The sequence below is a fragment of the Klebsiella sp. BIGb0132 genome, from assembly GCF_024810075.1.
In the GTDB taxonomy this organism is placed as follows: Bacteria; Pseudomonadota; Gammaproteobacteria; order Enterobacterales; family Enterobacteriaceae; genus Klebsiella; species Klebsiella terrigena.
On record NZ_JANUDW010000002.1, the window covers coordinates 736,209 to 760,415 of the forward strand.

Genomic DNA, 24,207 nt, shown 5'->3' on the forward strand with positions numbered 1-24,207 from the left:
CTGTAAATAATGTTATATGATGGTCATCATAAATAATTTTCAGCGCGGGATAACGCCATGAGAGTGAGCAGAAAACAGGTCGAAGAGAATAAGCAGACAATCCTTGCCGCCGCCGGTCGTCTGTTTCGCGAGCGGGGTTTTGATGCGGTCACGGTCACCGATATCATGAAATCAGCGGGCCTTACCCACGGCGGATTTTACGGCTACTTCAAATCAAAGGATGAGCTGATCGCCGTGACCCTGGCGGAGCTGAAGGCGGCGAGCGGCGCCGTTGAAAACGGCAGCCCGCCACAAATCGAACGCTACCTCTCCCCTGAGCATCGGGACAATTTTGCCAGCGGCTGCCCGCTGGCGGCGCTGGCGGCCGACACTATCCGCCAGTCAGAGCCGGCCCGGAGCGAAATGACCGCCGGGCTGAAGCAGCAGATAGCCAATCTGAGCAGGACCGTTAACGGGGAAGATGACGCGGCGAGGCGCCGCGCGGCCGTTGGCAGCTGGTCGGCGATGGTCGGAGCGGTGATTCTGGCGCGAATGACCAGCGATCCGGCGCTCTCGGACGAAATACTTCGCGAAACGGCGGCCTGGCTGCAGGAGAAAGCGCCGCAGGCTTAAGCCGTTCGGCGATCCGGGGTCAGATAGTGCGCGACAAAGCGGGTCAAAATCGCTGAGGCTACCGGGCTCTCCTCAACCGCACCGCTCAGCCTGTCCGGGTCAATCCCCTCACTGCGCAGCACCGCCTGGCGGTAGTAAATCAGCGAGCGGGCAATCTCCGGGGTGATTTCGGGGTGGAACTGGGTCGACAGCGCGTGGGCGCCGTAGCGAACGATCTGATGCGGATCGTGCTCGGACGAGGCCAGCACCGTCGCGCCCGGCGGCAGTTTGGTCACCGTTTGCAGGTGCGTCAGGTGGGCGCTGAAGGGCTCGGGATGCCCGGCAATCAGGCTATCGTCAAGGCCAGCGGCCGAGAGCGAAATGGTTTTGCTCCCGGTTTCGCGCCCTGCCGGATGGTAATCCACCTCGCCGCCCAGCGCGTGGGCCATCAGCTGATGACCGTAGCAGACGCCAAACAGCGGCATCTCGATGGTCATCGCGGCGCGGATCCACTCCGCGGTCATCTCGCTCCACGCCAGGCGATCCGTCACCATATCCCAGGAGCCGGTGATCACCGCCAGCGTATCGTTATCCGGCGCCGGAAGCGGCTCGCCGGCAAATACGCGCACCGCGCTGATCTGCTCCCGCCACGGCGCCAGCAGGTCGGCGAACCATCGCGGCAGGTCGCCGTGATCGGCGACAATCTCCTGCGGCGGCGTGCCGGTCTGCACAATAAGCAGCTTGTTTCTCAATGCCATTACCTTTTTCCCTCAATGCTTACCCGACGCTTCACTATGGAGAAAAGCGGCGGTTTCGGCAAATAACCAATATCTATGAGCCACGCCGTGCGGGAATAAAGGTGGCGGATAGCCTACCCCAACCGGAGCCGCACAAAACGGCAAATCATCATTCTTGACTGTTCAGTCCGGAAAGAACTACAGTGGCGGCTATGGCGAGAAATAAAGCATTCGATGAACACGAGGTGCTGGAGCAGGCGATTAAGGTATTTGCCGATCGCGGATTCAGCGGAGCCTCTACAGATACCCTGCTCAAAGCGATGGGCATTAGCCGTCAGAGCCTCTATGACACCTTTGGCGACAAACGTCAGCTCTATCTGCGGGCGCTCTCACGCTATACCGACGATAGCGTGAGCAACATTATCCGCAGCATGGCGCAGGTGACGTCGGCAAAGGCGGCGTTGGCCCATGCGCTGATGACGTTCGCCCGGCGTCCGGCTGAAGAGGGCTGCCTTGGCGTCAGCGCGATCTGCGAATTTGGCATCAGCGACCCGGACATCGTGGCCACGGGTGAGTTGGCCTCGCGCCGCTTGCTGGCTGCGCTGGAGGCGCGGATCCATCAGGGGCAACAAAGCGGTGAGATCGACGCTCATCTTGCGCCGGATGCTGCAGCCCGCTATCTGGGCACCCTGTTGAACGGTCTGAAGGTCAGCGCCCGCGCCGGCGCGCCCGCGGAAAGCCTGCGACAAATCATCGATATCGCCCTGCGGAAGCTGTAACCGCTCCCCTGCAGGGAGCTTTTTTTGGCCCAATTCCGGACTAATCAATCCAGAAAGGAGTAAGTGATGAAAACAGCAGCACTCAGCGGCAAAACGGCGCTGGTCATTGGCGGTTCACGCGGTATTGGCGCCGCCATCGTAGAGAAGCTGGCTGCCGACGGCGCCGCGGTCGTCTTTACGTGGATTACCCCTTCCGCGCAGGTTGAGCAGCGGCTGGCGGATTTTCAGCGGGCGGGGAACAACGTGCAGGCTCTGCAGGCCGACAGCGCCGACCCGGCCGCGCTCGCCGAAGCCGTCAATCGCGCGGCGGCGATCCTCGGCGGGCTGGATATTCTGGTGTACAACGCCGGCATGTTGAAAACCGGCACCATTGACGACTTTTCGCTGAGCGATTTTGACCGCATGTATGCTGTCAACGTTCGTGGCCCGTTCGTGGCAGTGAAGGCCGCCCTTGCCCATCTGCGCCGCGGCGGGCGCATTATCACCACCGGCAGCATTGCCGGCGAAAAAGCCGGGGCGCCGGGCTCAACGGTCTACGGTTTGACCAAAGCGGCGGTGGCGCGCATGGTCAGGGGGCTGGCGTGGGATTTAGCCGAACGCGGCATTACGGTGAATGACGTCCAGCCAGGGCCGATTATCAGCGATATGACGCCGGGTACCGGCGCTATCGGCCAGTGGCTGCGCGACGCGAGCCCACAAAAACGGCTCGGCACCCCGGAGGAAGTGGCAAATCTGGTCAGCTGGCTTGCCGGCCCCGGGTCCTCCTACGTTAATGGCGCCGGACTCAAAGTTGACGGCGGCTTTACCGCCTGAAGTCGCGCCCGACCGCCGCAGCGGCCGGGCCCTGTCCTACTGCGCGTCGGCGCTATCGACCTGAGGGACGTTAGCCTGCGCGCCGCCCTCTGCCGCCGCCGGCGCGTTAGCCGGGTCGAAGATATGATCAAGAATGGCGCGCGCCGTAGGTCCTGCCACCACGCCGTCGCCGCCGCCGTTCTCAAGGATCAGCGCCATCGCCACCCGCGGATGCTGATACGGGGCAAACAGGGTATAGAAAATGTGGTCACGCAGCCTGACCGGGATCATTTTCGCATTGTAGGTCTGGTTCTCCTTCAGGCTGAAGACCTGCGAGGTCCCGGACTTCGCGGCAATCTGATACGGCGCGGTGTGGAACAGCTTGTAGCCAGTGCCGTTTGGCAGGTTGGCCATGCCGTACATCCCGTTGCGCACAATCCCCCAGTACGGCGATTTTGGATCGCCCACCTGCGGCGCGTTTTGCGGCGGCTGATAGCGCTCAACCTTATTGCCGCGCTTCATGGAGTAGAGCAGATGCGGGTTCTTCACCTTGCCGTTGTTGATCAGCGTCGTCAGCGCTTTCACCATCTGGATCGGGGTGGCAATCCAGTAGCCCTGGCCGATGCCGACTGAGATGGTATCCCCTTGATACCACGGCTTCTTATGGATCCGCTGCTTCCACTCGCGGCTCGGCAGCACCCCCGAATACTCTTCATTGAGGTCGATCCCGGTTGGCTGGCCGTAGCCAAACTTGCTCAGCCAGGTGTGAATCCGGTCGATCCCCATCTCAAACGCCACCTGATAGAAGAAGGTATCCGCCGACTCTTCAATGGCCTTGGTAACGTTGAGCATGCCGTGACCGGTTTTCAGCCAGTCGCGGTAGCGGCGCTGGGTGCCGGGCAGCGTCCAGGTCGGCGCGCCGAAGAAGGTGGTGGTGGGCGTAATGACCCCGGCCGAGAGCGCCGAGAGCGCCATATAGGGTTTAACCGTCGACGCCGGCGGGTAGAGCCCCTGGGTGACGCGGTTAATCAGCGGCCGGTCGGCGTTATCAAGCAGCGAACGGTAGGCCTTATAGCCAATGCCTTTCACAAAGGGATTGGGATCGTAGCTCGGGCTGGAAACCATCGCCAGCACCCCGCCGTCGCGCGGGTCGACCGCCACCACCGCCGCGCGCTGCCCCTTGAGCACCGATTCAATGTACTGCTGGAGGTGCAGATCGAGCGTCAGATAGATATTTTTGCCGGCGACCGGCGGCACCTCTTTCAGCAGGCGCACCACCCGCCCGTGGTTATCCACCTCGACCTCCTGGTAGCCGGTGGTACCGTGCAGCTCCTGTTCGTAATAGCCCTCAATGCCCTGCTTGCCGATATTGTGGTCGGCGGCATAGTTCTCGGCCTCGCCGTTTTTGGTCAGCCGCTGCAGATCGCTATCGTTAATTTTCGAGACGTAGCCAACAACGTGCGCCAGCTCGGCGCCGTAAGGGTAGTCACGCTGCTGGTAGTTCTCCACGGTGACGCCGGGGAAACGGAACTCGTTGACCGCAAAGCGCGCCACTTCGACGTCGCTGAGCGCGGATTTTAGCGTCACCTCTTTGTAGCGGCTGTTGTGCAGCATATCGTCGCGGAAGCCGGCGATATCATCGGGGGTTAAATCAACGATCGGCGTCAGCTGCTGGAGCAGCGCCTTCATGTCGGCGATTTTGCTGGGGATCACCTGCAGGCGATAGAGGGTGATGTTCTGGACCAGCGGAACGCCGTTGCGATCGAATATCAGCCCGCGGCTCGGCGCGATAGGCAGCATTTTAATATCGTTCTGGTTCGAGCGGGTCTGATAGAAATCGTGCTGCCTGACCTGGAGGCGATAGAGGTTGACGATCAGTATGCTAAAGCAGACCACCACCAGGATAAAAGCCACCACGGCCCGGCGAATAAACAGCATCTCTTCCGCTGAGTGATCGCGAATTTCATCTCTCAATAGAGTCATTGGCGGTAATTCACCTGAGTTTCAATAAGAAGCAAAAAATTAAAAGCGGGGAAGGATAGCCTTATCGGCGCGGGAGCCCTACGGAAAGGTTGCTAATGAATTGGCAGAAATGTTTCAGCATGTGAGCAGCGCCAGCCCAGGGAGGGCCGACGCTATTTTTTCAGAATATGTGACACCGTCACCTAGCACGCCAGCCAGGCCCGCCATCCGCCGTAGGCCGTAATATCGGTCGCCCCCTGCAGGCCGTACTCCTCGCAGATAAAGCCGCTGAGCCAGCGCCCGTCCGCCAGCTCCACTTTACCCAATCCTAGCGGAGCCGGGATCGCCGCCAGGAGCGATCCCAGCTCGGCGGAGGGCAGCTCCCACACCTCCACCGCAATGGCCGCCCCGCCGCTCTCGTCCCGCACCATTCCCGGGCGCCTGCCGTCGGCCAGCGCGTAGAGCCGATAGCAGGCCGCGCTTTCCGTCGCCGCCAGCAGGCGTCCGCCCCGCTCCCGCAGCTGTCCGTTTAGCGCCAGCCCGTCGAGATGGGCACCGCAGACCACCAGCGCCTGGCGATCGTGGCAGGCGCTAGCCGCCGGCGGCTCGGGGGCTATCAGCGCCCCGCCAGGCAGCGACAGCGGCTGCGCCCGCTGGAAGGCATCGGCCAGCCCGAGCAGGTACTGGTCGGTGAAGGCCCGGCCAAAGAGCGTCACGCCGGAAGGCAGACCGTTCGCCAAAAAGCCCGTCGGCACGCTGACGGCCGCATAGTCCAGCAAATTCATAAAGTTGGTGTAATAGCCCAGATCGGCGTTGCGCTTCACCGGCTCGGCTTCCAGCTCCGCCAGGGTGACCGGCCGCGGATAGGTCGGCGTCAGGACGCACTCCACGCCGTCGAGCAGGGCATCACACTGCGCCTTATAGGCCTGCAGCTGATACATCGCCTGAAAGGCGGCGACTGCGTCGGTTTGCGGCGCCTTCGCCAGCACGTCGCGGATCACCGGCAGGACCGCCTGCGGTTCCCGTTCAATCAGCGGCCCCGCCACCGCGTAGCGCTCCGCCACCCACGGCCCGTCATACAGCAGACTGGCGGCGGCGAGAAACGGCGCCATATCGATACTCACCGCCACGCCGCCCAGGGCCAGCAGCCGCGCTTTGGCCTGTAAAAACAGCGCTTCACTCTGCGCGCAGCCGAGGAAGTTGAGCGTCTGCGGAACGCCGAAGCGAAAGCCCGGCGCGGGGACCCCGAAGGCCTGCGCCGCGTTCCACTGCGGATTACGGCGGCTGTAGGCATCCCGCGGATCGACGGCGGCGGTCAGCGCCAGCAGCCGGCTCGATTCGGCGGCAGTGGCGGTGAAAAAGGTCGTGCAGTCGAGCGTCCGGCAGGCCGGTACCACGCCGGCGGTAGAGATCAGCCCTTTGCTGGCCTTCAGCCCAACCAGGTTGTTTAGCGATGCCGGAACTCGCCCGCTGCCGGCGGTGTCCGTACCGAGCGCAAAGCTGGCGACGCCGAGCGCCACCGCCAGCGCCGAACCGGCGCTTGAACCGCCCGACGGATACGCCGGGTGCACGGCGTTGCGGCAGCGCCCGTACGGCGAGCGCGTGCCGTTGAGGCCGGTGGCAAACTGGTCGAGGTTGGTTTTACCGACCGGAACCGCGCCCAGCGCAATCAGCTGAGCCACAATCGTCGCGTCCCGCTCGGCGGTATAGGCGAACGCCGGACACCCGGCGGTGGTGACGATCCCGGCAAGATCGATATTATCCTTAATGGCAAACGGCACGCCGTACAGCGGCAGGGTCTCCGGCGAGACGCCGTCCAGCGCCGCCAGCCAGGGCTCCTGCTCCTCTGCCGTCAGAATATGAATAAACAGCTGATACTCTGGATTCAGCGCGCTGGCCCGCTGGCGCAGCTCCGCCATCAGCGCCCGGGGCGTCAGACGACCATCGCGATAGCCCGTCGCCAGGGTACTCAGGCGTAGGTCAAAACTGTGCTGATTCATACGTTTTCCTCCATTATTACCGCCACCCGTTGCCCGGCGCGAACCGAGGCCCCCGGCTGGACGTTCACCTCGGCAATCACCCCATCGCAGGGGGCCAGCAGCGGGATCTCCATTTTCATCGACTCCAGCACCAGCAGAACGTCTCCGGCGCGAACCCGGCTGCCCGGCGCGGTTTGCACCTGCCACAGGTTGCCGGAAACGGGGCTTTCTACCCCCTGCTGCCCGCTCTGCAGCGGCGCATCTGCGCCCTCTTCAACCGCCGCCTCCTGGCTCTCGAAATGCGCCTGACCGCTGGCTATCCAGCGCTCGCGCTCCTCGTTAAACGCGCGCTGCTGGTGCTGGCGGAAGGCGTCGATGCTCGTGGCCTCGCGCTCAAGGAACTGCTGATACTCCGCCAGCCGCAGGGTGCTGTGCTCAATGCGCAGCGGATAGCGGCCGAGCGGAAAATCACGACGGATCTGCAGCAGCTCTTCGGCGGAGACCGGATAGAAGCGCAGCTGATCGAAGAAGCGCAGCAGCCACGGCTTGCCGGCAAAATCGGCCACCTCGTGATAGCGATTCCACATCTGCAGCGTGCGGCCGACGAACTGGTAGCCGCCGGGGCCTTCCATGCCATACACGCACAGGTAGGCACCGCCAATCCCGACCGAGTTTTCCGCCGTCCAGGTGCGCGCCGGGTTGTATTTGGTGGTCACCAGCCGGTGGCGCGGGTCGAGGGGAGTGGCCACCGGCGCGCCGAGATAGACATCCCCCAGCCCCATCACCAGGTAGCTGGCGTCAAACACCGTATCCCAGACCGCGCGTTCGTCGGGCAGATCGTTAATCCGCCGGATAAACTCAAGATTGCTGGGGCACCAGGGCGCGTCGCGGCGAACGGTGGTCATATATTTATCGATAGCCTTGCGGCAGGCCGGGTCGTCCCACGACAGCGGCAGGTGCACCACGCGCGTGGGAACCTCGAGATCGTCGCTGACGCACACCGTCGCCCATTCCGCGCGCACCCATGCCAGCAGCGCCTCCAGGGTCAGGGTTTCCGGCTGGAAGTGAACCTGCAAAGAGCGGATCCCCGGCGTCAGGTCGATGACCCCCATCCGGGCCTGCGCCTCCAGCGTCTGCATCAGCGCGTGGATACGAAAGCGCAGAACCAGATCCAGCTCCGCCTCTCCGGCCTCCAGCAGCAGATGGGTATCGCCGGAGAGCCGCGCCACCAGGCGTTTACTGCCTTCCCCGCAGCTCATCACCACCGGCGACGCCAGCGGCGCCGGCTGCCAGCCGATAGCCGCCGGTTCAAGGGTCGCCAGCTCCTCGCGGCGGCCCTGCGCCAGACGACGGGCGGTGGCTAAATCGACCGCCGCAAAGCGCACCTTATCCCCGGCTTTCAGCTGCCCGAGCTGCCACAGGTCGGCCTCAATCACCGTGACCGGGCAGACAAATCCGCCGAGGCTTGGGCCGTCCGGACCGAGGATCACCGGCATATCGCCGGTAAAATCGACCGCCCCGACAGCATAGGGATTATCGTGAATATTCGACGGATGCAGCCCCGCCTCACCGCCGCTGTCGCGCGCCCACAGTGGTTTCGGGCCAATCAGCCGCACGCCGGTACGGCTGGAGTTGAAATGAACCTCCCAGTCGGTGGCAAAAAAGGTAGCGATATACTCTGCGGCAAAGAATTCCGGCGCGCCGTGGGGGCCGTAGATCACCCGCAGCGTCCGCACCGCATCCAGATGGGTCTGCAGCGTAACCGGGAGCGTGGCGCCGGCTTCTGCGCCGGGCGTCGGCGCGAGGTGCAGAACGTCGCCGCTGCGCAGCGCGCGTCCGGCGTGGCCGCCAAACTGTCCGAGGGTAAAGGTGCTTTTACTGCCTAAATAGTCCGGCACCTGAATGCCGCCGCGCAGGCAGAGGTAGCTGCGCACCCCCGCGCCGCTGACCGGGCCGATTTTCAGCGTCGCGCCGGCGGGAATCGTAAAGACGCGGTTCATCGGCTGGGCCACGCCGTCGAGGGTTACCGCCACCGCTGCGCCGCATATCGCCGCCTCGGCGAGGCAGTTAAACTTCAGCGTTGGTCCGCTGAGGGTGATTTCCAGCGCCGCTTCGCCCTCCGGGTTCCCAAGCAGCCGGTTGCCGAGGCGCAGCGCCCGGTCGTCCATCGGCCCCGACGGCGGAACCCCCACCGCCCAGTATCCGAGGCGCCCCGGATAGTCCTGAACGCTGGTCTGGGTCCCGGCACTCAGCACCTCAACGGTTGCCGCCCGATAGCTCAGCTGCTCGAGGCAGCGGGTCCAGGGTTCACCCTCGGTAAAGGGGGCGAAAGCCAGAATCTGCTGCAGGTAGAGACGATTGGTTTCCACGCCGTACAGCCGGGTTGCCGCCAGCGCTTCGCTGAGACGGGCGATAGCCCGCTCGCGGTCGGGCTGCCAGGCGATCGTTTTTGCCAGCATCGGGTCGAAGAACGGCGGCACCTCGCAGCCGGCCTCCACCCAGCGGTCAATTCGCAGGGTTTTCCCATCCGCCGGCGGGAAGGTCGCTTCGCTGAGCAGCCCCGGCGAGGGCTGGAAGTGGCGGCCGGGATCTTCGGCGTAGATCCGCGCCTGAATCGCATGGCCGCGCGGCTGCAGATCCGCCATCAGCCGGGACAGCGGCGGCAAATCCCCCGCCGCCAGGGCGACCATCCAGCGCACCAGGTCGACGCCCCAGACCTGCTCGGTCACGCCGTGCTCAACCTGCAGGCGGGTGTTGACCTCGAGAAAATAGAAGCGCTGCGCCAGGCTGTCGTAAACAAACTCCACCGTCCCGGCGCTGCGGTAGCTGACCGCTTTACCCAGGGCGATGGCCGCGTCGCAAAGCGCCTGCGCCATGCCCGCGGGCAGGTTGGGGGCCGGCGTCTCCTCGATAACCTTCTGGTTACGGCGCTGAATCGAGCAGTCGCGCACGCCGAGGGCGATAACTTCCCCCTGCCCGTCGCCAAAGATCTGCACCTCAAGGTGGCGCGCGCGGGAGATATATTTTTCAACGAACACGCCGGCATCGCTAAAGTTGTTCTGCCCGAGGCGGCGGACGGTCTCAAAAGCCTCCGCCAGCTCGTCGGCATCGTGACACACCCGCATGCCGATCCCGCCGCCGCCGGCGGTGCTTTTGAGCATCACCGGATAGCCAATCTCCTGCGCGGCGCGGCACGCCTCGGCGCTATCGGCCAGCAGCTCGGTTCCTTCCAGCAGCGGCAGCCCCTGCGCTTTAGCCAGCGCCCTGGCGGTATGCTTAAGGCCAAAGGTCCGCAGCTGCTGCGGCGTCGGGCCGACGAATACCAGTCCGGCGGCTTCGCAGGCTTCGGCGAAGGCGGCGTTTTCCGAGAGGAAACCGTAGCCGGGGTGGATCGCCTCGGCGCCGCTTTGCCGCGCGGCGGCGATAATTTTCTCCACCACCAGATAGGTATGCGCCGCCGGGCCGTCGCCAAGGCTAAGCGCTTCATCGGCTTCGCGAATATGCAGGCTGCTGAGATCGGCATCGGAATAGACGGCGACGCCTTTAACCTGCATATCGCGCAGCGTGCGCAGAATTCGGCAGGCGATGGCGCCACGGTTGGCAATAAGTAGCGTATTGAACATAAGCGGGACTCACATCAGAGCGGGTCGTCCCGCAGCAAAATAGCGTTCTTCCCGGGGTCGTCCCCGGGGCGCGTCGGCGTCAGGATTTGCGCGACGGCGTACTGTTCAGGCGATCGGCGCGTACGGCAAACAGGCGATAGGCCATCAGCCGCCAGCGCTGCCAGCGGGTCAGTTCCATACCAGCACCTCCGCCGGGGTTGGATTCCAGCCGTTGCACGGGTTATTGAGCTGCGGGCAGTTGGAGATCAGCACCATGGCGTTACACTCCGCGCGCAGCTCGACGTATTTCCCGGCGGCGGAGATACCGTCTTCGAAGGTCAGCCCGCCTTCTTCCGTCACCGGCACGTTCATAAAGAAGTTGATGTTGGCGCCGATATCACGCTTGTGCAGGCGGCCGTCGTGCAGGCAGGCGCAGAGGAAGTTGTCCCGGCAGCTGTGCATATAGCGCTTATCGGCGGCATAGCGCACGGTGTTGCTCTCCTGAGCGCAGGCGCCGCCGAGAGTGTCGTGGCGGCCGCAGGTATCGGCAACGATGGTCAGCAGCGGCCGGCCAAGATTCGAGAACAGCACGCTGCCGGTGGTCAGATAGACGTTCCCCTGGCGACGCAGCGTGCGCTGCGGATCGTAGCGTTCGCGCGGGTTATCGGCGTTATAAAACAGGGTGTCGATAGCCTGGTTGCCTTCAAGATCGAGCAGCCGCAGGGTTTGTCCTTTCTTCACTTCGAACAGCCAGGGTTCGCCCGCCGGGATCACGTGACGATAAACGGCATCAGCCGGGTTGCGGGGACTGGTAACAAGGCTCATGGTCGGCTCCTCAGAGGGCAAAAAGTTGGGTATTGGCAAACGCGCGCTGGTTTTCATCGCGGGTGAGCAGCGAGGCGACCGCCGCCCCGGCATCGTCGGCGTCGAACCAGCTCAGCTGGACCGGACGCGGGGCATACTCCGTAGCGGGGTCCTGCGGATGCGGCAGCGCGGTAAGGACGATCAGCACGTCCATCGGCGCAAACAGCTCGACGTAGCGCCCGGCGCTGGAGGGCGCGGCACAGAAATGGAAGCTGCCGTCGGCGGCGACGGTGACCTTGCTGAAGAAGTTGACCACCATCAGCAGATCCTCCAGGCCCAGATCCCATTTGCCCATCTCAACCAGCAGGTTATCGACGCCGTTGCGGTAGTAGCCGTTGCGCAGCTCCTGGTAGCGCCCTGCGCCGTACTTTTCTAAGGTCTCTTCGGCGTTGAGCACGCCGCCAAAGGGATCGTGCCAGCCGCTGCTATCGGCGACGATCCCCGCCAGCACGCGGCCCATATCGGAGTAGAAGCAGTGCCCGGCGGTCAGGCGCGCGGTGTGCTGCCCTTTCAGGGTATCCGGCAGATTCAGGCGTTCGCTCTTTTCATGCGGATTGAGCATCATCATGCTGACGTTAGCCTCGCCGTCGATATCGGTCAGGCGCAGGATTTGCCCGCGGCGCAGAATAAACGAGGTATGGCCGCCGCCCGGGACAAACTCTTCGCGCAGGCTCGGTGCGGAGTGAAAAAGTGGCTTCATCTGACTATCTCCTTAATGCATAAACGTTGTTATCGCTGCCGGTGCCGAGCATCTGCGACATGCGGGCTTCGTTAAGCGGTATGTCGTAGGTCACGCGCGCGCCGTAGGCGTTGGGCGCCTGCGGGTCGTGGCGCACCTTGTCAAAGACCAGCAGCCGGGTTCCGAGATTGAAGCCTTCGGCCAAATCGTGGGTGACCATAAAGACCGTCATCCGCGTTTCGCTCCACAGCTGCAAAAGCAGCGCGTGCATATCCTTGCGGATACCCGGGTCGAGGGCGCCAAACGGCTCATCAAGCAGCAGAATACGCGGCTGCATCACGAAGGCCTGGGCGATAGCCAGCCGCTGCTGCATGCCGCCGGAGAGCTGCGCCGGATACTTATCGAGCGCGTGGGAGAGGCCGACTTTCTCCAGCATCTGCACCGCCCGTTCGCGGGCGAGCCGTCTGCGGGCGCCAAAAAGGCGGCCAAGCAGCGGCGAGGCCGGCAGCTCGAGGCCAACGGCCACGTTATCCAGCACGTTGAGATGCGGGAAGACCGAATAGCGCTGGAACACCACGCCGCGGCTGCGGTCCGGCTCGGCGGCCAGCGGCTGGCCGTCAAGGGTGATGGCGCCCCGGGTCGGCTTCTCCTGGCCCAGCAGCAGGCGCAAAAAGGTCGATTTCCCGCAGCCGGAGGCCCCGACCATCGAACAGAACTCCCCCTCCCTGACCTCGAGATTGATGCGCTCCAGCACCACGTGGTCGCCGTACTCCTGCCAGATATTTTTAATGGCAATGAAACTCATGCCCGGCCTCCTTCCGCCCACGGGAAGCAGGCTTTATGCAGCTGCCGCAGAGCCAGATCCATCAGCCAGGCCAGCAGGGTTATCCAGATGACGTAGGGAATAATGACGTCCATCGCCATGTAGCGGCGGACAAGGAAAATGCGGTATCCGAGACCGGCGGTGGCGGAAATGGCCTCCGCCGAGATCAGAAACAGCCACGCCGAACCCAGCAGCAGACGCAGGGAGATAATCAGGCGCGACAGCAGCTGCGGCAGCACCACCCGCAGCACCAGCGTCCAGCTGTTGGCGCCGAGGGTCTGCGCTTTAATAAACAGCTCCGCCGGAATTTCCCGCGCCCGCTGCTCGAGATCGCGCGCCAGCATGGGCGTCACCCCAATAACAATCAGCATCACCTTGGAGAGCTCATCGAGACCAAAGACGATAAACAGCACCGGCAGGATCGCCAGCGGTGGGATCATCGAGATCACGGTCATCAGCGGCGACAGCGCCGCGCGGTAGAGCGGGAAAACCCCGGCGGCGATACCGATGCTCAGCCCGATCAGCGAGGAGAGCGCCAGCCCGGTCAGCAGGCGACTCAGGCTGATCAGGGTGTCGGCCCACAGCAGGTATTCGCCGCTGCGTTTGTCCGGCGTGAACGCCATCCGCTCGACGGCGGCGACCATTTGCGTCAGTCCGGGCAGCAGCTTGTCCTGCGGATTGGCCTCCAGCCGCAGCGCAGAGCCGATAACCCAGGCGGCGATCAGCAGCACAAAGGGCATCAGCATCAGCATCATTCGCATGCCCTGCTGTGGATGGCGGTTAATTTGTCGCATGGCGTTGACTCCCGTCAGAAATCATTACAGCTGGCCCGCGGCGGCCATCTTCAGGTAGCTATCGTCGAAGCGCAGCTTGACGTTGCCCGCGTCGCCGACGGTGACGTTGCCCGGGAAGCCCATGCCGATAAAGTCAGCGCTCTGGGCGCCCTCGCCCAGCAGCCCTTTGTCAAAGGAGAACTGCGCCACGCGCTGCATGGTTTTGGCCAGCTCCGGGGTGGAGATAAATTTGAGGGTCTCGTCGGGAGTCCAGAACAGATGGGTGGTTTTCAGCTGCGCCTCGTAGCCCGCGAGGTCGGTGCCGGAATCGGCCGCCATGGCGCTCAGCGCCGGCTTATCCCCGGCCTGCATTTTGCTCATCATCTCAAACCACGCGCCGGTCAACGCCTTGCCGAGCGCCGGGTTGTCCTTCAGGGTTTGGCTGTTGACCACCATCATGTCGATAAGCTCTCCGGGCACCTGGGAGGAGCTAAAGACTTCGCTGGTTTGTGGGGTCTTTTTGATAACCGACAGCTGCGGGTTCCACGCCACGGCGGCGCGCACGCTGCTGGTGCCGAAGGCCGAGACAATATCGGCGTCAGAGGTATTGACCACTTTGACGTCTCGCTCCTGCAGTCCGGCCTTTTCCAGTCCGCGAACCAGCAGATAGTGCGAAACCGAGAGCTCCGGGAGGTAAACCTGCATTCCCTTGAGGTCGCTCAGCTTTTTGCCCGCGCCCTTCAGCACCACGCCATCGTTGCCGTCGGAGTAGCTGCCGGTGATCAGCGCGGTGGTATCCACCCCGCCTGCGGCAGGAATGGTCAGGGCATCCATATTGGTCATGGTGCAGCCGTCGAACTGGCCGGCGGTATACTGGTTAATCGATTCGATGTAGTCGTTGAGCTGCACGATATTGATCTTGATACCGTACTTGCTGGCCCATTTATCGATGATTTTTTCGTTGCTGATGGTGCCCCAGGGCATCCAGCCGGCATAAATCGTCCAGCAGATGTTGAACTCTTTTTTCACCGCGGCAAAAGAAGGGAAACTGGCCAGCAGCGCCAGGGACAGGACAAAAGAACGGAGTAGTGGCGATCGCTTCATGATGAACCTCTGGTTGGCACAAAAAACAGGAGCAGCGCGACACCTACTGGTGCTGCTGTCTCCCGGGCTTTTGTCCCGCCGTGTAACCTCGCAGAGGTCGCCAGCTCTCGGACCAGTCATTCACCTGCGTGAACCGGAACCCTAGCCAGCTATTTGATCGTCTAAATTGTATGGTGCGCTGCCTTCTGTTTTTATCTTGCAAAGCATATGCCAAAATAATAATTAGCATAAAATCAACATGATGGAATATTTACCGCCGCCAACACACCAGGATGGGGAGTCGTTTTGGGGCAACGCGTAGATTTGGTGCAGAGGGAGGCAGGCTCGCGCCTGCCGGGGCGTTATTTGCGCGCTTCACAGGCGATTTTAACCGCCATTCCTGCCAGCACCGTCGCCATCAGCCAGCGCTGAAAGCGCTGCCAGAGCGGGCGACCGGTAAGAAACCGCGACACCTCGCCGGCCATCAGCACAATCAGCGCGTTGACCGCCACGCCGATTGATGCCTGGGTGAAGCCGAGCACCAAAGACTGGCTGAGAATGCTGCCGTGGCCGGGGGAGATAAACTGCGGTAAGAGCGACAGATACATAATGGCGATTTTAGGATTCGCCAGATTGGTAATAAAGCCCATCAGAAAGAGCTTACGCCCGCTGTCTGCCGGCAGGTCGCGCACGGCAAAGAGCGAACGACCGCCCGGTTTTATCGCCTGCCAGGCCAGGTAGAGTAAGTAGACGACCCCGCTGATGCGCAAAATATCGTAGGCATAGGGCACCGCAAAAATCAGCGCGGTAATCCCCAGCGCCGCGCACAGCATATAAAAGACGAACCCCAGCGCCACGCCGCCTAATGAAATCAGGCCGGCGCGTTTACCCTGGCAGATCGAGCGCGAGGTCAGGTAGATCATATTCGGCCCGGGGGTCAGCACCAGCCCCAGGGCAACGAACGCGAATGTTATTAACGAACTCAATTCAGGCATAGTTTATCTCCACCAGACAAAGTTATGCCCAGGCGCGCGGCGGTCGCGACCATGCTCCCCGACAGTATTCTGTCTCAAGGCGCCAGTTACATGGCCGTGAATAGTAATAGCCTGTCGCTCACCGCTCAGCAACCCCTCAAATTTCGCCGCTTATGCCCGGCTTCGCCTTATGGGTAATGCCGGTGTTGCCCGCCGCCGCTGGTGCATAAGATTTTTCCTGGTGGACTGGCGCTTTTATCGCCAAACGTGCCGCGGCGATTTCCTAAACTAATACGTTAATACTATGGTTAGTAAGTCGCTTTTACGTATTTCGGAGCTTAACCACAAATAACATATGGATTTCTTTATCACCCGCTGTTAAAAGGATATAACTATTAATTCCGTAGATTTATTCGAGTATCACTTATTGAAAGCAGTGTATATCGTAATGGCATTCACAAAAGTAAACGGAGCCTGATATGAGCACGTCTAACGATTCATCTAACAACGCGTCCGCAGGGAAGTGTCCTTTTCATACCGCGGCGCCCACGCAAAGCGCCGGCGGCGGCACAGCTAACCGAGACTGGTGGCCAAACCAGCTGCGTGTGGATCTGCTGAACCAGCACTCCAGCCGCTCGAATCCGCTGGGTGAAGAATTTAACTACCGGGAAGAGTTTAAAAAGCTCGATTACTCCGCGCTAAAAGCCGACCTGAGAGCCCTGCTAACCGACTCCCAGGAGTGGTGGCCGGCAGACTGGGGCAGCTACATTGGGCTGTTTATTCGTATGGCCTGGCACGGTGCCGGTACCTACCGTACCGTTGACGGGCGCGGCGGCAGCGGCCGCGGTCAGCAGCGTTTCGCCCCGCTGAACTCCTGGCCGGACAACGTCAGCCTGGATAAGGCCCGCCGCCTGCTGTGGCCGGTCAAACAAAAATATGGCCAGAAAATCTCCTGGGCCGACCTCTACATGCTGGCGGGGAACGTGGCGTTGGAAAATGCCGGTTTCCGAACCTTCGGCTTCGGCGCCGGACGTGAAGACGTGTGGGAACCGGACCTCGACGTTGACTGGGGTCATGAAAAAGCCTGGCTTGAGCACCGTCATCCGGAAAGCCTGGCGCAGCAGCCGCTGGGCGCCACCGAAATGGGCCTGATTTACGTCAACCCGGAAGGCCCGAACGCCAGCGGCGAGCCGCTCTCCGCGGCGTCGGCGATTCGCGCCACCTTTGGCAACATGGGGATGGACGATGAAGAGATCGTGGCCCTGATTGCCGGCGGCCATACGCTGGGTAAAACCCACGGCGCGGCGGTCACCAGCCACGTAGGCGCCGAGCCGGAAGCCGCCGGCATTGAGGCTCAGGGTCTCGGCTGGTCCAGCACCTACGGCAGCGGTGCTGGGGCGGACGCTATCACCTCGGGCCTTGAGGTTGTCTGGACCCAGACGCCGACCCAGTGGAGCAACTACTTCTTCGAAAACCTCTACAAATATGAGTGGGTACAGACCCGCAGCCCGGCTGGCGCCATTCAGTTTGAAGCCAAAGACGCACCGGACCTGATCCCCGACCCGTTTGACCCGGAGAAAAAGCGTAAGCCAACGATGCTGGTTACCGACCTGACGCTGCGCTTTGACCCGGAATTCGATAAGATTTCCCGCCGCTTCCTCAACGATCCGCAGGCGTTTAACGAAGCCTTTGCCCGCGCCTGGTTCAAGCTGATTCACCGCGATATGGGGCCAAAATCCCGCTACCTCGGACCGGAAGTCCCGAAAGAAGATCTGATCTGGCAGGACCCGCTCCCGGCTGCTGTCCACAGCCCGAGCGAGGCGGATATAGCCACCCTGAAAACCGCCATCGCCGATGCGGGCCTGTCGGTGAGCGAACTGGTTTCCGTTGCCTGGGCTTCGGCTTCCACCTTCCGCGGCGGAGATAAGCGCGGCGGAGCCAACGGCGCGCGTCTGGCGCTGGCGCCGCAGAAAGACTGGCCGGTCAACGCCATCGCGGCGAAGGTTCTGCCAACCCTGCAGGCAATTCAAAAAGCCTCCGGTAAAGCATCGCTGGCCGATATTATCGTGCTGGCAGGCTCGGTCGGCGTTGAGCAGGCCGCCGCTGCCGCTGGCGTATCGGTCACCGTGCCGTTTGCGCCGGGCCGCGTGGACGCCGGTCAAGATCAGACCGATATCGAATCCGTCGCTTTACTGGAGCCGCTGGCGGATGGTTTCCGCAACTATCGCCGCATTGAAGGGGGCGTGTCTACCGAGACGCTGCTGCTGGACAAAGCCCAGCAGCTGACGCTGACCGCGCCGGAGCTTACCGTGCTGGTCGGGGGTTTACGCGTGCTGGGGGCCAACTTTGACGGCAGCCAGCACGGCGTCTTCACCGACCGCCGGGGCGTTCTCAGCAACGACTTCTTCGTCAACCTGCTGAGCATGGCGACGGTCTGGAAAGCCACCGACGAAAGCGGTGAACTGTTTGAAGGCCGCGATCGTAAGAGCGGCGAGAGCAAATTTACCGCCACCCGCGCCGACCTGGTGTTTGGTTCCAACTCGGTGCTGCGCGCGCTGGCAGAAGTTTACGCCAGCCAGGATGCGCAGCAGAAGCTGGTCACCGACTTCGTGGCGGCCTGGACCAAAGTGATGAACCTCGACCGTTTCGATCTGTAATCTCCCACCCCGGCAGGCTTCTCGCCCGCCGGGGCTTCTCCCTTCCCGCCCTATCCTTGCTGCAGCTGCTGCAGCCGACTGTAGGTTCGCTGAATATCTTCCCGCTCAACTCCCGCGACCAGCTCGGGTAATCCGCATTCGCTCACCAGCACCAGCCGACACTGCTTCTCATAGAGCACATCCACCAGGTTGATAAACCGCTGCTGCGCCGCCGGTCCCGCGTGACCTAAAGGCGGTACCGCGTCCAGCAGCCAGCAGGAATGGCTTTCGCACAGCGTCAGGTAGTCCATCACCGACGTCGGGCCCTGGCACAGCTGGCTGAAGGTAAAATGTAAAAAAGCCGCCGGCGCGGAGGCCACCTCAAGGGTGCGATACCCGACCGGCAGCGTCAGCGCCCTGGCGGCGGGCTCGGGTAAAGCATGCCGCCTGCGGGTGTGGTCCGACGGCTGGATCAGCAGCAGCCCCTGGCAAAACGGGCTCTCCGCCGGCGCGTGGCGCGCCCGGTAGTCCTCTTCACCGTCGAGCGCGACTACCGTCATATGCTGTTTAATTAACGCAATCGAAGGCAAAAAGCGCGCATGGTATAGCGGATCTTCCAGCAGCCGTTCCGGAGGGTAGTTGGAGGTTGCCATCAGGACGACGCCGCGCTGAAACAGCTGCGCCAGCAGCGGCTTAACCAGCATCGCGTCCGCCGGATCGTGGAGATGGAACTCGTCAAAACAGATCAGTCGGCAGCCGTCGGTCATCTGCGCGATAACCGCAGGCAGCGACGGCGAGGTGGGCGCGTTCAGGCGCTGATGCAGTTCGCGAAAAAAAGAGTGGAAGTGCACCCGGCGCTTAGCCGCCAGCGGCAGGCCAGCAAAGAAGCTATCGACGAGCAGGCTTTTGCCGCGCCCGGTGCGCCCCCAGACGTAAAGCCCTTTGCCGGGAGCGGCGCTTTGCGCCAGCAGCCTCTGCCCCAGCGCATCAAGCTGCGCAACCAGCGCCTGCTGGTCGCTATCAAGGCTCAGAGCCAGCTCCCGAGCCCGCTGCGCCATCAGCGCGATAAAACTAAAATCGCTCTTTCCTTGCGTCATGATTCTCTCCTTTCTGGGTCAGCGGCGGTGGTTCAACGACGGCAGTGTAGGGACAATTGCTTGCCTTGACCACACCCAGGCCAGCCGGAGAGCGTTAACCGCACCGGCGGCAAAAAACGGCGTCCGCTATGCCGGTTCGCCGCTGATTTCCGCCACCAGCCAGCGCTCAAAATCCTCTAATGCGCTCTCGTTAATCCCCGTTTCAACCGGCTTGACCAGGCAGAAATTTTTGTTCAGCCGCGCGGAAACCGGCCAGGGGGCAACCAGCGCCCCGCTGCTGAGCTCGTTTTCGACGTACACCTGCGGCAGCAGCGCAACGCCAAGCCCGGCCTGCACGGCGGAGATGGCCATTTCATGCAGATCGTAGCGCACGCCCCGGGACGGATTGTCCAGCGCGATGCCGCTCTCCTCGGCGTAGCGCTGCCACGCATCCGGATTTTGCCGTCGGTGAATACGCGGCAGCGCGTTCAGCTGCTCGCCGCTGTCCCGCGCGGTCAGCAGCGAGGGATGGCACACCGGGACCAGCTTTTCCTGGAGCAGAAAGCGGATACGCATTCCGGCCCACGCCGGGTGCTCAAAATGAACCGCCGCGTCAAACCCGCTGCCGGTCAGAATAAAGGGGTCCGTATGGGCCGCAATATTCAGCGTGATATCCGGGTACCGGCAGTTAAAACCGCTGAGGCGCGGGATCAGCCAGCGGCTGGCGAAGGTCGGCAGCACGGCGATTTCGAGGCTACGGCTGCCATCGGCCATTCCCGTCAGGTACTGGGTGTCCCGGTCGAGGCGCTCAAGCGTTTCGCGCACGCGGTGGGCGTAGCGCGCGCCGTTCGGGTTCAGCCGCACGCGGGTTCCGGTGCGGTCGAATAATCGGCAGTTCAGCAGGGCCTCAAGTCGCCCAATCTGCCGGCTGACGGCGCCTTCGGTCAGGGAGAGCTCCTCCGCCGCGCGGGCAAAATTACCGTGCCTTGCCGCCGCTTCAAACGCCTGTAACGACGCGCTGCTGGGCAGTTTTCTTCGCATGATAGCGCCCCTGGATATGAGTACCTTTAGTGACGAAATGTCACTACACGATGAGATAATATCGATTCAGGCGGCTAAATACAGCCAGTAACATGATGAAATATCAGCAATGCGCTGTTCACCTTCATGCAGAGGCCCGTTTATGCTTTATACCGTTGAATGCACCTATACCGACCCGACCAGCGAAGCCGAATGGAATGATTTTTACACCCGGGTGAAGCTCCCGGCGCTGCTGAGCGTTGACGGCTTCAGCACCTCCCAGCGCTTCAGGGCCCTCACCCCGGGCTGCCCGGCCTGGCTGGCCATTCACACCGTTCGCGATGCCGCGGTCCTCGCCGGCGCGGAGTACCGCCTCAAGGGCGGCGGTAGCTTTGCGCAGTGGCAGGCCAACATCGGCGACTGGCGTCGTGGTCTTTATCAGTGTGCGGAGCCAGCTCCGGCGGTGGCCGCAGAGCAGATCCTGCTGCTCACCGGGCAACCCCTCGACTTTATTGACCACGAGCTGGGCTACCGGCCGTGGCTGCTGCGGGCCGCCGGTCTGGATAGCGCCTCTGAAGACCGGCTGGCATACGTGATTCCGGCAGACAAAGCCCGCCTGCTCGCCGCTGCGGCGGATATCTGCCTGTATCGGCCGATAACCGACCAGCTGTATCCCCAACAAGGAGGCATTCATGAGCATAATTAAACCCATCAGTCGTCGGGTTGGCGATTATCAGGTGACCGCGTTGAGCGACGGGAATATGTCCGTCAGCCTCGGCATCCTCTCCGGCATTGATCCGGCAGAAGCGGACGAAAGGCAGCGCGCGGCCGGGGTAGCTGACCCGCAGGCGTTGCATATCAACGCCTATCTGATCCGCGGCCGAGGGCGCACGATCCTCGTCGATTCCGGCACCGGCGGTCGGAATAACGCCGGAGGTCAACTCCCCGCGCGCCTTCGCCAGTTGGGCATCGCGCCAGCCGACGTCGATACGATCCTGCTGACGCACGGTCACCCCGACCATATTGGCGGACTGCTCGATGCCGACGGCGAAGCCGTCTATAAAAATGCGCGGCTCTATCTGCACCCCCGCGAGATCGCATACTGGCAGGATGACGTTCTGATGATGCGGGCCAGCGAGCGGGTTCAGGGTAACTTCGCGCTGTTTCGCCGCACCCTTGCGGCCTATGAGGAGCGGGTAAACCTGCTAACGGACGATGAGGTACTCCCCGGCATTCGCCCGGTCTGGCTGCCCGGGCACACGCCGGGTCACAGCGGATTTCGTATCGCTGCCGGCGATAAACCCCTGCTGATCTGGGGCGACATTGTGCATTTCCCGCATATTCAGTCGGCCCTGCCGGCCGTCGCAGTCGCCTTTGACGCCGACCCCGCCGAGGCGGCAGAGACCCGGAGACGTATTCTGGCGCAGGCGGCAGGCGAGCAGTGGCTGATTGCCGGCATGCACCTCGCCAGCGCCGGCTTTGCCCGGCTTAAGGCCGTCGACGACGGTTACCGAATGGTCTATCAGCAGGCCTGAAAATCGGGCGACATTCTGCCCGGCCTCGTTTTTATTAAGTAAAGAAACCATTCGTTATATATTGACATATATAGCGAATGGTTCTATTTTTTTGTCATACAAATAAAAACCGTACCCTTCAGACAGAGGCGAGATCTTTCCTGCCTCATTCCGTTTTCATTCGTCTGAAATTAAATCAATGCGCTCATATAAACTCGTTCTATTAACCGGGATGATCCCCTGTTCCTCTCTGCTGATGACCCTGCCGCTTCAGGCCGCAGAAACCATGGTCGTCACCGCTGCTACACCGACCGAAACGCTGGATAACGCCACGCCCGCCGCCGAACAGCAGGCGACGCTTGGCAGCCTCGGTAAACGCAGGCTGCTTGACGTCCCGTGGTCGGTACAAACTCTGTCGGATTCGCTCACCCGCCAGGTCCAGGCCGGCAGCGTGAAGGATATCTATCGCTACCTGCCCTCGGTTCAGGGCGATGGCGTTCGTCCGCAGACCCGCGGCATGCAGGGCAGCGTGGTGCAGAACAGCACCATCGACGGACTGAACGTAGTCTCCACCACCGAGTACCCGGCCGAGCAGTTTCAGCGCGTTGAGGTCCTGAGCGGGATGGCCGGCGCGCTGTACGGCCCGGCAAATCCGGCGGGCATGTTTAACCTCGTCTCTAAGCGCGCCACCGACGTGCCGCTGCGGCGTGTCACGGTGGGCGGCGGAACCGGCTCCGGCCCCAACGCCGCGCTGGATCTCAGCGGCCCGCTGGACGCCGGTGACCGGGTAAAATATCGCCTGAACCTGATGAGCCAGGACGGCAACGGCTACACCCACGGCAGCCGTCAACGCAACCAGTACGCGGGTCTGGCGCTCGATTTTCAGCTCACCGACCAGACGGTTCTGGAGAGCAATTTTAGCTACTATCACTTTTATCAAAAGGGACTGCCCGGCTCCTTTGCTTTAGCCAAAGGCACCCGTTTCCCGTCGCCGCTTGATCCGACCAAAAGCAAGTACGGCCAGTATTACGCCGGCAACGACGACGCCACGACCACCGGCAGCCTGCATATCAAACACGACTTTGACGGCAACTGGCTGCTGGACGTTGGCGTCCTGCGCCAGATTGCGGATCGCGAATCCACCACCGTCACCAACACCTTAACCGATAATAACGGCAGCTATACCACCACCACCGCAAACTCCGCCGCCAGCCGCTTTACCATCAATAGCTATCTCGCCAACCTGACCGGCAGCGTTGACACCGGCTGGCTGCAGCATGACCTGGCGATGGGGGTACGCGGCTTCGTGTGGAAGAACTACAACCCCCGCGATGGCGGGACGCAAAAGCTCGGCAGCTCGACCCTCGACGACAGCCCTGACTACGAGCGCCCGGATTACCCGGACTTCACCGATCGCTATCATTCAGCGACCACCACCCAGCACGTCTTTCTGCTCAACGATACCCTGACCTTCAGCCCGCAGTGGAGCCTGCTGCTCTCCGGCAGCGAAAGCCTGTTTAGCGTCGACAACTACGGCAAGAGCAGCCAGCGCAGCAGCAGCCACGATGACCGCGGTACCAGCGGATCCGCCAGCCTGATGTATAAGCCGGTCGATAATCTGACGCTCTACACCACCTGGGCCAACAGCATGCAGCAGGGCGACACCGCCCCGGCCGGCGCCAATAACGCCGGCGAGGTTCTCAATCCCTACCGCAGCCGCCAGCTTGAAGCCGGGGCCAAGTACGCGGTGCATAACGATCTGCTGCTCACCTCGGCGCTGTTCCAGGCCGAGCGCCCGTTTGCCTACACCAACGACAGCGGTGATTTCGCCGAAGACGGAACGCAGAAAAACCGCGGGCTGGAGCTGATGGCCGATGGCCGCATCACGCCCGCTCTGCGCGTGTTCGGCGGCGGCACCTGGCTCGACCCGCGCCTGCACAATACCGCCAGCGCTGACGGCAAACAGGTGGTCGGCCTGCCTCGCTTCACCGCCAATATGCTGGTGATTTACAGCATCGATGCGCTTCCGGGGCTGGACATGAACAGCAACGTTCGCTACGTCGGCCGCCGGGCCACCGATAGCGCCAACGACGGCTGGGTCGGCAGCTATACCACCGTGGATGTCGGCAGTAATTACCGCACCCGGCTGTTCGGCACCGACACCACCTTCCGGTTAGCAGTCACTAACGTGACCAACCGCCGCTACTGGACCAATATCGTTCCGGGCGCCCTTACCGGCTACACCGGCGCCGGCTACGCCAGCGCGCAGATCGGCGCGCCGCGCGAAGCGACGGCCTCGGTACAGTTTGATTTCTAAGGATCA

19 protein-coding genes and 2 riboswitches are annotated in these 24,207 nt (G+C 62.4%); of the genes, 7 read left to right on the forward strand and 12 right to left on the reverse strand.

Annotated features, from left to right (window positions below):
• Positions 1-57: 57 nt before the first annotated feature.
• Positions 58-612: a TetR/AcrR family transcriptional regulator gene (locus M2416_RS10440; protein ID WP_076947150.1), complete on the forward strand. Its 555-nt coding sequence runs from the start codon at positions 58-60 to the stop codon at positions 610-612.
• On the opposite strand, the gene M2416_RS10445 is transcribed toward M2416_RS10440, so the two are convergent.
• On the reverse strand, positions 609-1,349 hold the full coding sequence (locus M2416_RS10445; RefSeq protein ID WP_259223739.1) for a glutamine amidotransferase: 741 nt from the start codon (positions 1,347-1,349) through the stop codon (positions 609-611). The genes M2416_RS10440 and M2416_RS10445 overlap by 4 nt on opposite strands.
• 191 nt (positions 1,350-1,540) lie before the next feature.
• Between M2416_RS10445 and M2416_RS10450 the strand changes: the two genes are divergently transcribed.
• Both M2416_RS10450 and M2416_RS10455 read left to right on the forward strand, forming a co-directional pair.
• Positions 1,541-2,107: a TetR/AcrR family transcriptional regulator gene (locus tag M2416_RS10450; RefSeq protein ID WP_076947152.1), complete on the forward strand. Its 567-nt coding sequence runs from the start codon at positions 1,541-1,543 to the stop codon at positions 2,105-2,107.
• 66 nt (positions 2,108-2,173) lie between these two features.
• Entirely contained in the window at positions 2,174-2,920 is a 747-nt protein-coding gene (locus M2416_RS10455; RefSeq protein WP_076947153.1) for an SDR family NAD(P)-dependent oxidoreductase, read from the forward strand.
• A 36-nt stretch (positions 2,921-2,956) separates the two neighbouring features.
• On the opposite strand, the gene mrdA is transcribed toward M2416_RS10455, so the two are convergent.
• From mrdA to M2416_RS10500, 9 genes are all read right to left on the reverse strand, one after another.
• The gene (mrdA, locus tag M2416_RS10460) at positions 2,957-4,882 is read right to left on the reverse strand and encodes a penicillin-binding protein 2 (protein ID WP_076947154.1); all 1,926 of its coding nucleotides are present in this window, start codon (positions 4,880-4,882) and stop codon (positions 2,957-2,959) included.
• Positions 4,883-5,064: 182 nt separating this feature from the next.
• Positions 5,065-6,861 carry an allophanate hydrolase gene (gene atzF, locus M2416_RS10465; RefSeq protein WP_259223741.1) on the reverse strand — a complete coding sequence of 599 codons (1,797 nt, stop codon included), beginning with the start codon at positions 6,859-6,861 and terminating at the stop codon, positions 5,065-5,067.
• On the reverse strand, positions 6,858-10,463 hold the full coding sequence (gene uca, locus M2416_RS10470) for an urea carboxylase (protein WP_259223743.1): 3,606 nt from the start codon (positions 10,461-10,463) through the stop codon (positions 6,858-6,860). Before uca ends, atzF begins: the two co-directional genes overlap by 4 nt.
• Before the next feature lie 168 nt (positions 10,464-10,631).
• Positions 10,632-11,267 (reverse strand): urea amidolyase associated protein UAAP2, encoded by a 636-nt coding sequence (locus M2416_RS10475; protein WP_259223744.1) that lies wholly within the window; start codon positions 11,265-11,267, stop codon positions 10,632-10,634.
• 10 nt (positions 11,268-11,277) lie between these two features.
• Positions 11,278-12,006: an urea amidolyase associated protein UAAP1 gene (locus M2416_RS10480; protein ID WP_259223747.1), complete on the reverse strand. Its 729-nt coding sequence runs from the start codon at positions 12,004-12,006 to the stop codon at positions 11,278-11,280.
• A 4-nt stretch (positions 12,007-12,010) separates the two neighbouring features.
• Positions 12,011-12,790, reverse strand: coding sequence for an ABC transporter ATP-binding protein (locus M2416_RS10485; RefSeq protein WP_259223749.1), 780 nt, complete (start codon positions 12,788-12,790; stop codon positions 12,011-12,013).
• On the reverse strand, positions 12,787-13,602 hold the full coding sequence (locus M2416_RS10490) for an ABC transporter permease (RefSeq protein ID WP_041145460.1): 816 nt from the start codon (positions 13,600-13,602) through the stop codon (positions 12,787-12,789). Before M2416_RS10490 ends, M2416_RS10485 begins: the two co-directional genes overlap by 4 nt.
• A gap of 24 nt (positions 13,603-13,626) precedes the next feature.
• Entirely contained in the window at positions 13,627-14,685 is a 1,059-nt protein-coding gene (locus M2416_RS10495) for a putative urea ABC transporter substrate-binding protein (protein WP_076947158.1), read from the reverse strand.
• A 57-nt stretch (positions 14,686-14,742) separates the two neighbouring features.
• A riboswitch (guanidine-I (ykkC/yxkD leader) is annotated at positions 14,743-14,841 on the reverse strand.
• Between the two features lie 185 nt (positions 14,842-15,026).
• Positions 15,027-15,659 (reverse strand): LysE family translocator, encoded by a 633-nt coding sequence (locus tag M2416_RS10500; protein ID WP_259223752.1) that lies wholly within the window; start codon positions 15,657-15,659, stop codon positions 15,027-15,029.
• Positions 15,660-15,678: 19 nt separating this feature from the next.
• A riboswitch (ZMP/ZTP riboswitch) is annotated at positions 15,679-15,759 on the reverse strand.
• A 358-nt stretch (positions 15,760-16,117) separates the two neighbouring features.
• Here M2416_RS10500 and katG point away from each other — a divergent pair.
• Complete coding sequence (katG, locus tag M2416_RS10505) at positions 16,118-18,295, forward strand: catalase/peroxidase HPI (protein WP_259223753.1); 2,178 nt, start codon at positions 16,118-16,120, stop codon at positions 18,293-18,295.
• 50 nt (positions 18,296-18,345) lie between these two features.
• Here katG and zapE read toward each other — a convergent pair whose 3' ends face one another.
• Both zapE and M2416_RS10515 read right to left on the reverse strand, forming a co-directional pair.
• Positions 18,346-19,371: a cell division protein ZapE gene (gene zapE, locus M2416_RS10510; RefSeq protein ID WP_259223755.1), complete on the reverse strand. Its 1,026-nt coding sequence runs from the start codon at positions 19,369-19,371 to the stop codon at positions 18,346-18,348.
• Positions 19,372-19,497: 126 nt separating this feature from the next.
• Positions 19,498-20,391: a LysR substrate-binding domain-containing protein gene (locus M2416_RS10515; protein WP_259223756.1), complete on the reverse strand. Its 894-nt coding sequence runs from the start codon at positions 20,389-20,391 to the stop codon at positions 19,498-19,500.
• 142 nt (positions 20,392-20,533) lie between these two features.
• Between M2416_RS10515 and M2416_RS10520 the strand changes: the two genes are divergently transcribed.
• From M2416_RS10520 to M2416_RS10530, 3 genes are all read left to right on the forward strand, one after another.
• Positions 20,534-21,076 (forward strand): sugar ABC transporter, encoded by a 543-nt coding sequence (locus tag M2416_RS10520; protein WP_076947163.1) that lies wholly within the window; start codon positions 20,534-20,536, stop codon positions 21,074-21,076.
• A complete protein-coding gene (locus tag M2416_RS10525; protein ID WP_259223759.1) occupies positions 21,063-21,905 on the forward strand; it encodes an MBL fold metallo-hydrolase in 843 nt (280 codons plus the stop codon). The genes M2416_RS10520 and M2416_RS10525 overlap by 14 nt, the downstream gene beginning before the upstream one ends.
• A 178-nt stretch (positions 21,906-22,083) precedes the next feature.
• A complete protein-coding gene (locus M2416_RS10530) occupies positions 22,084-24,201 on the forward strand; it encodes a TonB-dependent receptor (RefSeq protein ID WP_259223761.1) in 2,118 nt (705 codons plus the stop codon).
• The last annotated feature ends 6 nt before the right edge of the window (positions 24,202-24,207 follow it).

Coding starts and splice junctions, on each gene's coding strand:
- uca (WP_259223743.1), bottom strand. CDS start 10,463: ATGTTCAATACGCTACTTATTGCCAACCGTGGCGCCATCGCCTGCCGA.
- M2416_RS10440 (WP_076947150.1), top strand. CDS start 58: ATGAGAGTGAGCAGAAAACAGGTCGAAGAGAATAAGCAGACAATCCTT.
- M2416_RS10480 (WP_259223747.1), bottom strand. CDS start 12,006: ATGAAGCCACTTTTTCACTCCGCACCGAGCCTGCGCGAAGAGTTTGTC.
- katG (WP_259223753.1), top strand. CDS start 16,118: ATGAGCACGTCTAACGATTCATCTAACAACGCGTCCGCAGGGAAGTGT.
- M2416_RS10475 (WP_259223744.1), bottom strand. CDS start 11,267: ATGAGCCTTGTTACCAGTCCCCGCAACCCGGCTGATGCCGTTTATCGT.
- mrdA (WP_076947154.1), bottom strand. CDS start 4,882: ATGACTCTATTGAGAGATGAAATTCGCGATCACTCAGCGGAAGAGATG.
- M2416_RS10525 (WP_259223759.1), top strand. CDS start 21,063: ATGAGCATAATTAAACCCATCAGTCGTCGGGTTGGCGATTATCAGGTG.
- atzF (WP_259223741.1), bottom strand. CDS start 6,861: ATGAATCAGCACAGTTTTGACCTACGCCTGAGTACCCTGGCGACGGGC.
- zapE (WP_259223755.1), bottom strand. CDS start 19,371: ATGACGCAAGGAAAGAGCGATTTTAGTTTTATCGCGCTGATGGCGCAG.
- M2416_RS10530 (WP_259223761.1), top strand. CDS start 22,084: ATGCGCTCATATAAACTCGTTCTATTAACCGGGATGATCCCCTGTTCC.
- M2416_RS10495 (WP_076947158.1), bottom strand. CDS start 14,685: ATGAAGCGATCGCCACTACTCCGTTCTTTTGTCCTGTCCCTGGCGCTG.
- M2416_RS10520 (WP_076947163.1), top strand. CDS start 20,534: ATGCTTTATACCGTTGAATGCACCTATACCGACCCGACCAGCGAAGCC.
- M2416_RS10450 (WP_076947152.1), top strand. CDS start 1,541: ATGGCGAGAAATAAAGCATTCGATGAACACGAGGTGCTGGAGCAGGCG.
- M2416_RS10455 (WP_076947153.1), top strand. CDS start 2,174: ATGAAAACAGCAGCACTCAGCGGCAAAACGGCGCTGGTCATTGGCGGT.
- M2416_RS10485 (WP_259223749.1), bottom strand. CDS start 12,790: ATGAGTTTCATTGCCATTAAAAATATCTGGCAGGAGTACGGCGACCAC.
- M2416_RS10515 (WP_259223756.1), bottom strand. CDS start 20,391: ATGCGAAGAAAACTGCCCAGCAGCGCGTCGTTACAGGCGTTTGAAGCG.
- M2416_RS10500 (WP_259223752.1), bottom strand. CDS start 15,659: ATGCCTGAATTGAGTTCGTTAATAACATTCGCGTTCGTTGCCCTGGGG.
- M2416_RS10445 (WP_259223739.1), bottom strand. CDS start 1,349: ATGGCATTGAGAAACAAGCTGCTTATTGTGCAGACCGGCACGCCGCCG.
- M2416_RS10490 (WP_041145460.1), bottom strand. CDS start 13,602: ATGCGACAAATTAACCGCCATCCACAGCAGGGCATGCGAATGATGCTG.